Here is a 10,035-nt window from a genome sequence, read left to right as displayed (position 1 = left end):
TCGCCGGCGTGCGCGAGGCGCGCGGCCTTCAGCTCGTCGAGCGACCCGGCCGCCGCGGTCGCGGCGAGCGCGTCGGCCAGCGCCGCGGCGACCGCGTCGACCGACAGCGCCTCGACCTCCACCGGGTCGTAGCTGGAGTTGGGGGCGGACATGATGACCTCGTTCCGTGGTGCGGGGAGTCGGCCCATGGTCCCAGGCCGGGGGTGGGCGCCCGCGCTCAGGCCACGTGGTCGGGCACCGAGGCGGGCAGCGTAAATCGGAACTCGGCACCACCCGAGCTCGCGCGCCCCACGGTGATCCGCCCGCCGTGCGCCTCGACCAGCCCGCGCACGAGGTAGAGCCCCAGACCGGTGCCACCGCGACGACGTCCGTGCCAGAAACGGGTGAACACCCGCTGCAGGTTCTCGTCGTCGATGCCCTCGCCCTCGTCGCTGATGCTCACGGCGACGACCGGCTCGGGGTCGGAGCCGGGGACGAGCACCTCGGAGGTGGCCACGAGGTCCAGTGTCACGGTGCCGTCGCCGTGCCGCACCGCGTTTTCGAGCAGGTTGGCCAGCACCTGGTCGAGCCGGTCGGGGTCGGCCCACACCTCGGGCAGGTCGGGAGCGGCGTGCACGACGAACTTGCGCTCGTCGTTGCCGCTGGCGACCATCCGGTCGACGTAGCGGCGGGCGGCGACGGCGACGTCGACCGGCTGGCGGCGCACCTCGAGCCGGCCGGCGTCGATGCGCGAGATGTCGAGCAGCTCGGTGATCAGGCGGGTGACGCGGTCGGCGTCGTGCTCGATCGTCTCGAGCATGAAGCGCTTCTGGTCGTCGGTGAACCGCTCCCACCGGCGCAGCAGCGTGGCGGTGAAGCCCTTGACCGAGGTCAGCGGCGAGCGCAGCTCGTGCGCGACGGTGGAGATGAGCGCGCCGTGCTCCTCGAGCAGGCGCTGGCGGGCCACCGCGTCGCGGACGCCGAGCACCACGGCGTCGACCGGCCGGCCCTTGCCCGGACGCCGGTAGGTGGCGGTGACCAGCACCTCGACCGGGCCGTCGGGGTTGCTGAGCAGCAGCAGCCGCTCGCGGTGCCCGGTGCGCGTGGCGAGGCCGCCCCAGGGGTCGGTGCACGCCCACCAGCGCCGACCCTCGGTGTCGGTGAGCACCAGCACCTCGCGCACGTCGCGGCCGAGCAGGTCGGCGCGGTCGCGCTGCAGCACGCGCTCGGCGGCGGCGTTGACCGCGACGACGACGGCGTCACCGTCGGCGACCACCACGCCGTCGGGCAGGTGGTCGAGCTCGACGTCGCCCCCCGGCGCGGCGCCCCCGGGCATCACGCACCCCGGCCGCAGCTGGTGGGGGCCCCGCGCATGACGGCGACTCTACCCACCCTGCCCGACGGCGCGGTGCTCGCGGCGCTGGGCCCGGGCCGAGGCGTACAGGCAGACGGTGGCCGCGGTGGCGAGGTTCAGCGACTCGGCCCGGCCGTGGATCGGCACGCGGACGACGGCGTCGGCCAGCGCGCGCTGCTCGGGCGGCAGACCCCAGGCCTCGTTGCCGAAGACCCAGGCCGTGGGCCGCGCCAGCAGTGCGTCCGGGTCGCGCTCGGCGTCGTCCTGCAGGGTGTCGAGGTCGTGGTCGCCCGCGCCGTCGGCCGCGAGCACCACCAGCCCGCGCTCGCGCAGCGCGGCCACGGTCTCGGCCAGCGTCGCGCCCTGCGCGACCGGCAGGTGGAACAGGCTGCCCGCCGTCGAGCGCACGCACTTGGGGTTGTGGACGTCGACGCTGGCCTCGGTCAGGACGACGGCACCGGCGCCCGCGGCGTCGGCCGCGCGCAGCACGGTGCCGGCGTTGCCGGGGTCGCGCACGTGGCTCAGCACCGCGACCAGGTCGGGCGCGGTCGCCAGGACGTCGGCGAGCGGCCGGTCGACGGCCGCGCAGACGGCGAGCAGCCCTTGGGGGCTGACCGTGCCGGTCATGGCGGCCATGACCTCCTCGCTCACCCCGACGGCGTCCAGGCCCGCGGCGCGCGCGAGGGCGAGCTCGTCCGGGTACCGCTCGGCGGCGGCCGGCGTGACGTACAGCTCGGCGACCACGGCCGCGCCGTCACCGACGGCAGCGTGGGCGGCGAGCGCCTCGCGCACCGCCTGCGGGCCTTCGGCCACGAACTGGCCGGCCCGCTCACGACCGACGCGCCTGGCCAGCCGGTGCACGCGCCGGACCCGGTCCGCCCGCGGGTTCGCGAGGCGGACGTCCACGGAGGGGGTCACGGCGGGTGCGCCGGTCGGCGCAGGCGCGTCGGTGATGGGCGTGCGGGCTGCCGTCAGGCCGCGTCGCCCGCGGCCTGGGCCGGGACGTTCGCGCGGGACAGCTCGACGAGGGCCGCGAAGGCGGTGGCGTCGTTGACGGCCAGCTCGGCCAGCATCCGACGGTCGACCTCGACGCCCGCGGCCTTCAGGCCCTGGACGAAGCGGTTGTACGTCATGCCGTTGGCGCGGGCCGCGGCGTTGATCCGCTGGATCCACAGGCGACGGAAGTCGCCCTTCTTGGCCCGGCGGTCGCGGTAGGCGTAGCCGAGCGAGTGGGTGACCTGCTCCTTGGCCTTGCGGTACAGGCGCGAGCGCTGACCGCGGTAGCCGCTGGCCCGCTCGAGGACGACCCGGCGCTTCTTCTGGGCGTTGACCGCCCGCTTCACGCGTGCCACGTGAGTACTCCTTCAGTCGGTGCGACGTCCGCGCAGCGGACGTGCTGGGGGAACGGGGGCCTCAGCGGCCGAGCAGCTTCTTGATCTTCTTCACGTCGGACTTGGCGACCACCACGTCGTTGGAGAGGGCGCGCGCCTTCTGCGGCGTCTTCTCGTGGAACTTGTGGACGTGACCGGCCTGCTCGCGCATGACCTTGCCCTTGCCGGTCACCCGGAAGCGCTTCTTCGCACCGCTGTGCGTCTTGTTCTTCGGCATGGCTGCCGTTCTCCTCGTCTCGTCCGCCCGCGCGGGCGGGCGTGCTTCGTCGTCCGCCGGTCCCGCGCGGCGCGCAGGACCGGAAGCTGGGGTGGTGCGGTCTAGGCCTGGGCCTCGACCGGCGTGGCCTCGGACGTCGCGTCAGGCGCGTCGTCGACCGCGGTGGCGGTCTCGGCGCTGCGCCGGCGGCGCTCCTCGGCCTTGGCGTCGGCCTTCTTCTTCGTCGGTCCGAGCACCATGATCATGTTGCGGCCGTCCTGCTTCGGCGCGCTCTCGACGAAGCCGAGCTCGGCGACGTCCTCGGCGAGCCGCTGCAGCAGCCGGAACCCCAGCTCGGGGCGGGACTGCTCGCGTCCGCGGAACATGATCGTGACCTTCACCTTGTCGCCCGCCTTCAGGAACCGGACGACGTGGCCCTTCTTGGTGCCGTAGTCGTGCGGGTCGATCTTGGGGCGGAGCTTGATCTCCTTGATCACGGTGTTGATCTGGTTCTTGCGGGCCTCACGGGCCTTCAGAGCCGTCTCGTACTTGAACTTGCCGAAGTCCATGAGCTTGCAGACCGGCGGGCGCGAGTTGGGCGCGACCTCGACCAGGTCGAGATCTGCCTCCTGCGCCAGTCGCAGCGCGTCCTCGACGCGCACGATGCCGACCTGCTCGCCGTTCGGGCCGACGAGCCGCACCTCGGGTACCCGGATGCGGTCGTTGATGCGGGGCTCGCTGATGTGCTGCTCCTCACGGTCTGACGGGGCGACCGCTGGGACGAGAAAGGCTCCTCGCCGCCGACGCGGGAGGAGCCTCGAGCCGCGGTCCGGGGAACGCCACGGGCGGCGACGTCGCCGGCTGGGAACCGGCGTGCCGCAGCACGCGGACCGGCCTCGCGGCCGTTCCGGACCGGGACCTGGCGGCCTCGCGGCCGCGCAGGTGGGAGAGACTCCTCTTGCGCACCCGGACTGCTGGAGCCCCGGAGGGCGCCGACGGACCGGGTCGGTCAGTCTGCAAGGGTAGCAGCATGGAACCGGGCCCAGGAATTCCCGCGCACGGGGGCGACGAGGCCGACGAGGCCGACGAGCGGCGCGACATCGCCGACGTCCCCGCGATCGAGCTCATCTCGACCGCCGCGCTGCACCTGATGAGCGCCGCCGCGGTCAAGTGCGGTCTGGGCGCCGAGGCCGACGCCGAGCGCCACCTGGACCTCGACGAGGCCCGCAAGCTCATCACCGCCCTGGCCGGGCTGGTCACCGCGGCCGCGCCCGAGGTCGGCAACCAGCACGCCGCGCTGCTGCGCGACGGCCTCAAGCAGGTGCAGCTGGCCTTCCGCGAGGCGCTCCCCGTGCCCGACGCCCCCGGCCAGGGACCCGGCGAGAAGCTCACCGGCCCCGTCGCGTAGGCCCTGCAGGCCGGTCAGCCGACGTCCAGGCCCAGGTCGCGGGCGGCGCGGGCGAACGCGTCGAACGCCGCGCCGCCGAGCAGCACGAACCGCACCGTCTCGACGCCCGAGCCGGCCGCACCCGCCTCGACCACCGTGCGCAGCGCGACCGGCGCGGCCTCGGCCATCGGGTAGGCGTAGGCCCCGGTCGAGATCGAGGGGAAGGCCACGGTGCGCGCGTCGAGCTCGTCGGCCACGCGCAGCGACGACCCGTACGCCGCGGCGAGCAGCGGGGCCGGGTCGGGCTCGCGCGGGTAGACCGGGCCGACGGTGTGGATCACCCAGCGCGCGGTCAGGAGGCCGGCCGTCGTGGCCACCGCCTCCCCGGTCGGCAGCCCGTCCGGGAACGTGGTGGCCCGCAGCTCGCGGCAGGCGGCCAGCACGTCCGGCCCGCCCGCGGCGTGGATCGCGCCGTCGACCCCGCCGCCGCCGAGCAGACTGCGGTTCGCCGCGTTGACCACGGCGTCGACGTCCTGCTCGGTGATGTCGCCCCGCACCAGCTCGACCCACACGGCCCCATCCTGCCTCGTGCCGCGGCGGGCCGTCAGGCGGTGGGCACCGGACGTCGTCCGGCGGGCAGCGCGACCAGGCCGACCACGGCGAGCACGGCCCCGACGACGCCGACCACGGCGAAGCCGGCCCACGGGTCGACGTGGTCGATCGCGAACCCGGCGAGCGGCGCACCCACCGCGATGCCGGCCGTCAGCGCGGAGCCGTGCCAGCCCATCGCCTCGCCGCGCACCTGCTCGGGCACCAAGGCGGTCACCACCTCGGCCGTGGCGGTGATGACCGGGGCGCAGAAGAAGCCCGCGACGAACATCGCCACCGCCAGCGCGGCCGGGCCGCTGAAGAACCCGACGGGCGCGGTGAGCACGGCCAGCCCCAGCAGCAGCCACGACGGCGGCAGCGACCGCGAGATCGCGCCGTAGACGACGCCGCCGAGCAGCGACCCGAAGGCCCAGACGGCGGCGACGAAGCCGGTCCAGCCGATCTGGTCGGTGGCCCGCAGCGCGGCGATGATCGAGACGTCGGCCCCCGACAGCACCACGGTCGCCGCCGCCGTGGCGCCCAGCACCGCCACCAGCGCCGCCGTCACGGGGATGCGCGGCTTCGCGGTGGCCCCGCCGTCGGCCGCGGCCCGCTCCCGCTCGGCGGCCGAGCGGGTCGGCGGGTCGAGCACCCAGAGCCAGGCGCCGGCCAGCACGGCGAACAGCCCGAGGCCCACCAGCGCCACGGTCGTCGAGACCTGCGTGGCCACCAGGACGCCGAGGGCGGGCGCGATCATGAACGACACCTCGACGCTGATCGAGTCCAGCGCGAAGGCGGTGCGCCGCTGCTCCTCGGGCACCATGACCGACAGCGCCAGCCGGATGACCGTGAAGACCGGCAGCCCCAGCGCGCCGCCGACGACCACCGCACCGACGAGCACCCAGTACGGCAGCCACGGCGCGGCCGACCACACCACGGCCTCGGCCAGCAGCGACGGCAGCAGGGCCGTGCGCAGCCCGAGCCGGTCGACCGCCCGCCCGCGCCACGGCGCACCGAAGGCCATGCCGATGGTCCACGCCGCCACGACGACCCCGGCCGCGCCGTAGCCGAGGCCGAGGCGCTGCACCACGTGCACGGTCAGGACGACGGTCGTGGCCGCGTGCGGGATGCGGGCCAGCGCCCCGACCAGGGTGATCGACCGGACCCCGGGGACGGCGAGCACGCGGCGGTACGGGGTCAGGGGCACGACCGCCATCCTGCCAGCGCGCCGAGCCGACGATCTGTCAGGCGGAGGTGATCGCGAGCTCCACGCCGTCGACCCGCTCGCGGACGACGTCGCTGACCTGCAGCCGCTCCCCCACCTCGCCCGCCAGGCGGTGCAGCTCGTCCGGGTCCAGCCCCGGCGCCACCCGGACCACGACCCGCAGCTCGGCCTCGCGACCCGGCTCGGCGTCCAGGCCGACGACGCCGTCGACCCCGGTGGCGGCGTCGTCCAGCACCGCCCGGACGTCGGGGTCGCGGTGCGCCGGGTGCCAGGGACGGCCCTGCCCGACGGCCCACAGCGCCGGCCGCGACACCACGAAGGTCGTCGGCCCGGCGGGGTCGAGCACCATCAGGTCGCAGCCCTCGGCCACCGCCGACACGGCCGCGCGACGGCAGTCGACGGGCACCGGGCGAGCGCTGGAGTCCCACTGCTGCAACGACTCCAGGCTCGAGAAGACGGGCAGGGCGCGCCGGCCGTCCTGACCGGTGAGGGTCACGAGGGCCATGTCGGCCTGCTTGTCGGCGGTGCCGTGCACCGCCTCGACGCCCTCGCCGAGCACCGCCACCACGGGCACGAGCAGGCGGGCCGAGGCCAGCGCCGCCACGACCGCTGCGTCGTCGCCCGTGCCGTCCGCGAGAGCCGAGAGCGCCTGTGCCACAGCGGGATCGGCCGACCCGTCGTCCCCGTCGAAGCCGCCCTGGGGCAGGGTGCGGCCGGTCCAGGGCACGCCGGCGGAGTCGGCCGGCTGCTCGCCCATCAGTACGCCCGGGCCACGACCGCGATCGCGCCGGGCTCGTCGTCCGAGGTCGGCACGCCGCCGTCCTCGCGCACCAGGCAGCGCACGGTGACGCCGCGCCCGGCCAGGTCGGCCTCGCCCTCGACGCCCACCGCGGCCCACGGCACGCGGGCCCAGCCGGTGGCGGCGGCCTCGGCCGCCTCGTCGACGGTCGCCACCTCGACGGTCGCTCCCTCGCGCCGGGCCAGCGCCTCGTCGTAGAGGGCCTGGTGGTCCTCGGCGAGCGCGGCGACGACGTCCGCGACGGCCTGGGCCACCGGGGTCGGCGTCTTGCTGCCCGGTACGCGCCGCACGACGGTGACCTGCCCGGCCGCCAGGTCGCGGGGGCCGACCTCGACCCGCACCGGGACGCCCTTGAGCTCGGCGTCGACCGCGCGGCGGCCGAAGGGGGTGTCGACGCGGTCGTCGAGCTCGACCCGCACGCCCGCGGCGGCCAGGTCGTCGACGAGCCGGGACGCGGTGGGCAGGACGTCGTCGCCGTCCTTGACCACGGTGACGAGCGCTTGGAGCGCGGCCAGCCCGGGCGGGACGCGCAGCCCGTCGTCGTCGCCGTGCGCCATGACGAGCCCGCCGAGCATGCGGGTCGAGGTGCCCCAGGAGGTGGTCCAGGCGATCTGCCGGGTCGAGGTGGCGTCGAGGAAGTCGACGCCGAAGGCCCGCGCGAAGTTCTGCCCCAGCTCGTGCGAGGTGCCCATCTGCAGCGCCTTGCCGTCACCCATCATCGCCTCGAGCGACATCGTGGCCGTGGCCCCGGCGAAGCGCTCGCGCACCGTCTTGCGGCCCACGACCACGGGCACCGCCAGCACCGTGCGCATGAAGTCCTCGTAGACCTCGTGCAGGATCCTGCGCGCGTACGCCGCGGCGTCGGCCTCGCTGGCGTGGGCGGTGTGGCCCTCCTGCCACAAGAACTCGCTGGTGCGCAGCAGCAGCCGCGGGCGCATCTCCCAGCGCACGACGTTGGCCCACTGGTTGAGCAGCAGGGGCAGGTCGCGGTAGCTCGAGACCCACTTCGCCATGAACTCGCCGATGACCGTCTCGGACGTCGGCCGGACGACGACGGGTTCCTCGAGCTCCTTGCCGCCGGCGTGCGTCACGACGGCCAGCTCGGGGCTGAAGCCCTCGACGTGCTCGGCCTCGCGCTGCAGGTAGCTCTGCGGGATGAACAGCGGGAAGGCCGCGTTGCGCGCACCGGCCGCCTTGATCCGGGCGTCCATCTCGGCCTGCATGCGCTCCCAGATCGCGTACCCGTAGGGCCGGATCACCTGGCTGCCGCGCACCGGGCCGTTCTCGGCGAGCTCGGCCTTGGCCAGCACCTCCTGGTACCAGCGGGGGAAGTCCTCGGAGCGAGGCGTCAGGACGCGTTGACGAGCCATGGGGCCCGATCCTAGGGGCGGGCTCGCGAGCGCGGGGCTCAGCCCTCGGGCCGGCCGGCGACGTCGAGCGCCTCGGGCAGCGTGAACGCCTGGGCGTACAACGCCTTGCCGACGATCGCGCCCTCGACCCCGAGGGGCACGAGCGCCCGCAGCGCGACCAGGTCGTCCAGGCTCGACACGCCGCCGCTCGCGACCACCGGTGCGCTCGTGCGCGCGCACACCTCGCGCAGCAGGTCGACGTTCGGGCCGCGCAGCGTGCCGTCCTTGGTGACGTCGGTGACGACGTACCGGGCGCACCCGTCGCGGTCGAGCCGCTCGAGGGTCTCCCAGAGGTCGCCGCCCTCCTGCGTCCACCCGCGCGCGGCGAGCGTCGTGCCCCGGACGTCGAGCCCGACCGCGATCCGGTCGCCGTGCTGGGCGATGGCGCGGGCGGTCCAGCCCGGGTCCTCCAGCGCGGCGGTGCCGAGGTTGACCCGCGCGCAGCCGGTGGCGAGCGCGGCCGCCAGCGAGGCGTCGTCGCGGATGCCGCCGCTCAGCTCGACGGCGACGTCCAGCCGCCCGACCACCTCGGCCAGCAGCTCGTGGTTGGAGCCGCGGCCGAACGCGGCGTCGAGGTCGACGAGGTGCACCCACTCGGCCCCGGCCTCGGCCCAGGCCAGCGCGGCCGCCAGCGGGTCGCCGTACGACGTCTCGCTGCCGGCCTCGCCCTGCACGAGGCGCACGGCCTGCCCGTCGGCGACGTCGACGGCGGGCAGCAGCTGCAGGCGGGACTCACCGGACACGGGCGGGCTCCTCGGGAGGGTGGACGGACGTCGTCGGGGCGGCGGTCACAGTCCGCGCACCCAGTTCTCGAGCAGGTGCGCGCCGGCGTCCCCGCTCTTCTCGGGGTGGAACTGCGTGGCGGCCAAGGGGCCGTTCTCGACCGCGGCCACGAACGGCACGCCGTGCTCGGCCCAGGTGACCAGCGGCGCGCGCAGGGTCGCACCGAGGGCGGACGTCGACGGCGCCGGCAGCTCCCAGCGCTGCACCGCGTAGGAGTGCACGAAGTAGAAGCGCTCGTGCTCGACCCCGGCGAAGAGCCGGCTGCCCTCGGCGGGCGCGACGGTGCTCCACCCCATGTGCGGGACGACGGCGGCGGGCAGCCGCTCGACGACGCCGGGCCACTCCCCCAGGCCGTCCAGCGGTCCGGCGGCGTACGGCTCGGTCGAGCGCTCGAACATCACCTGGTGCCCGACGCAGATGCCCAGCACCGCCCGGCCCCCGGCCAGCCGACGTCCGACCAGCTCGCCCGCGCGCACCGCGGCCAGGCCGGCCACGCAGGCCGAGAAGTTGCCGACGCCCGGCACGACCAGCCCGTCGGCGGCCATCACCGACGCGCGGTCGGCGGTGAGCTCGACGTCGGCGCCGACCCGCTCGAGCGCGCGCACGGCGGAGTGCACGTTGCCCGACCCGTGGTCGAGGACGACGACGCGCGGCGAGGTCATCGGCCGTCGTCCAGCTGGCCGGCGAGGTCGGCCTCGTGCGCGGCGAACGCGTCGAACCGCTGCGCCGCCCGCTCGTCGGGGTCGACGCGTACGGCGCCGGGCAGGTCGCCAGCCGCGACCGCCGCCAGGGTCAGGCCCGCACCGGGCAGGCCGAGGGCCAGCAGCACGCCGTCGACGACGTCCGCCGCGGTGGCCTCGTCGGCCGCCAGCGCCGCGCTGAGCCCGGGCGTGCGGTCGGTACGGGCGTCGGCGACGGCGTCGA

Annotated in this window: 13 protein-coding genes; 1 reads left to right on the top strand and 12 read right to left on the bottom strand. The window is 75.6% G+C overall.

Going from position 1 to position 10,035, the window contains the following annotated elements:
- Positions 1 to 217: 217 nt before the first annotated feature.
- The 5 genes from ACYVJ4_RS15800 to infC form a co-directional block, all read right to left on the bottom strand.
- Positions 218 to 1,315, bottom strand: coding sequence for a sensor histidine kinase (locus tag ACYVJ4_RS15800; protein ID WP_460461098.1), 1,098 nt, complete (start codon positions 1,313 to 1,315; stop codon positions 218 to 220).
- Between the two features lie 48 nt (positions 1,316 to 1,363).
- Positions 1,364 to 2,251: a TrmH family RNA methyltransferase gene (locus ACYVJ4_RS15795; RefSeq protein ID WP_460461097.1), complete on the bottom strand. Its 888-nt coding sequence runs from the start codon at positions 2,249 to 2,251 to the stop codon at positions 1,364 to 1,366.
- Between the two features lie 53 nt (positions 2,252 to 2,304).
- Complete coding sequence (rplT, locus tag ACYVJ4_RS15790; protein WP_460461096.1) at positions 2,305 to 2,685, bottom strand: 50S ribosomal protein L20; 381 nt, start codon at positions 2,683 to 2,685, stop codon at positions 2,305 to 2,307.
- Positions 2,686 to 2,746: 61 nt separating this feature from the next.
- Entirely contained in the window at positions 2,747 to 2,941 is a 195-nt protein-coding gene (gene rpmI, locus ACYVJ4_RS15785) for a 50S ribosomal protein L35 (protein WP_460461095.1), read from the bottom strand.
- A 101-nt stretch (positions 2,942 to 3,042) separates the two neighbouring features.
- Positions 3,043 to 3,663, bottom strand: a complete 621-nt coding sequence (gene infC, locus ACYVJ4_RS15780) for a translation initiation factor IF-3 (RefSeq protein WP_460461099.1) — start codon at positions 3,661 to 3,663, stop codon at positions 3,043 to 3,045.
- A gap of 287 nt (positions 3,664 to 3,950) precedes the next feature.
- Between infC and ACYVJ4_RS15775 the strand changes: the two genes are divergently transcribed.
- Entirely contained in the window at positions 3,951 to 4,328 is a 378-nt protein-coding gene (locus ACYVJ4_RS15775) for a DUF1844 domain-containing protein (protein WP_460461094.1), read from the top strand.
- Positions 4,329 to 4,342: 14 nt separating this feature from the next.
- On the opposite strand, the gene ACYVJ4_RS15770 is transcribed toward ACYVJ4_RS15775, so the two are convergent.
- The 7 genes from ACYVJ4_RS15770 to ACYVJ4_RS15740 all read right to left on the bottom strand — a co-directional run.
- Positions 4,343 to 4,879: an O-acetyl-ADP-ribose deacetylase gene (locus tag ACYVJ4_RS15770; RefSeq protein WP_460461093.1), complete on the bottom strand. Its 537-nt coding sequence runs from the start codon at positions 4,877 to 4,879 to the stop codon at positions 4,343 to 4,345.
- Between the two features lie 32 nt (positions 4,880 to 4,911).
- The gene (locus ACYVJ4_RS15765) at positions 4,912 to 6,102 is read right to left on the bottom strand and encodes an MFS transporter (RefSeq protein ID WP_460461092.1); all 1,191 of its coding nucleotides are present in this window, start codon (positions 6,100 to 6,102) and stop codon (positions 4,912 to 4,914) included.
- A 37-nt stretch (positions 6,103 to 6,139) separates the two neighbouring features.
- Complete coding sequence (locus ACYVJ4_RS15760) at positions 6,140 to 6,877, bottom strand: SseB family protein (RefSeq protein WP_460461091.1); 738 nt, start codon at positions 6,875 to 6,877, stop codon at positions 6,140 to 6,142.
- Positions 6,877 to 8,289: a proline--tRNA ligase gene (proS, locus tag ACYVJ4_RS15755; RefSeq protein ID WP_460461090.1), complete on the bottom strand. Its 1,413-nt coding sequence runs from the start codon at positions 8,287 to 8,289 to the stop codon at positions 6,877 to 6,879. The genes ACYVJ4_RS15760 and proS overlap by 1 nt, the downstream gene beginning before the upstream one ends.
- A gap of 38 nt (positions 8,290 to 8,327) precedes the next feature.
- Positions 8,328 to 9,071 carry a bifunctional 1-(5-phosphoribosyl)-5-((5-phosphoribosylamino)methylideneamino)imidazole-4-carboxamide isomerase/phosphoribosylanthranilate isomerase PriA gene (gene priA / locus ACYVJ4_RS15750; RefSeq protein ID WP_460461089.1) on the bottom strand — a complete coding sequence of 248 codons (744 nt, stop codon included), beginning with the start codon at positions 9,069 to 9,071 and terminating at the stop codon, positions 8,328 to 8,330.
- Positions 9,072 to 9,116: 45 nt separating this feature from the next.
- Positions 9,117 to 9,773: an imidazole glycerol phosphate synthase subunit HisH gene (gene hisH / locus ACYVJ4_RS15745; RefSeq protein WP_460461088.1), complete on the bottom strand. Its 657-nt coding sequence runs from the start codon at positions 9,771 to 9,773 to the stop codon at positions 9,117 to 9,119.
- Positions 9,770 to 10,035, bottom strand: a 266-nt coding sequence (locus ACYVJ4_RS15740; protein ID WP_460461087.1) for a hypothetical protein, incomplete at its 5' end; no start/stop codon positions are given. The genes ACYVJ4_RS15740 and hisH, both read right to left, overlap by 4 nt.

Source organism: Angustibacter peucedani, from assembly GCF_054779595.1.
The sequence above is the reverse complement of the archived record's forward strand: the minus strand, read 5'-3'. Positions and strand labels throughout refer to the sequence as shown.

Bases quoted from the DNA above. Each gene is read 5' to 3' on its own strand.
- ACYVJ4_RS15800 (WP_460461098.1), bottom strand. From the start codon at position 1,315: ATGCCCGGGGGCGCCGCGCCGGGGGGCGACGTCGAGCTCGACCACCTG.
- hisH (WP_460461088.1), bottom strand. From the start codon at position 9,773: ATGACCTCGCCGCGCGTCGTCGTCCTCGACCACGGGTCGGGCAACGTG.
- ACYVJ4_RS15775 (WP_460461094.1), top strand. From the start codon at position 3,951: ATGGAACCGGGCCCAGGAATTCCCGCGCACGGGGGCGACGAGGCCGAC.
- proS (WP_460461090.1), bottom strand. From the start codon at position 8,289: ATGGCTCGTCAACGCGTCCTGACGCCTCGCTCCGAGGACTTCCCCCGC.
- ACYVJ4_RS15760 (WP_460461091.1), bottom strand. From the start codon at position 6,877: ATGGGCGAGCAGCCGGCCGACTCCGCCGGCGTGCCCTGGACCGGCCGC.
- rpmI (WP_460461095.1), bottom strand. From the start codon at position 2,941: ATGCCGAAGAACAAGACGCACAGCGGTGCGAAGAAGCGCTTCCGGGTG.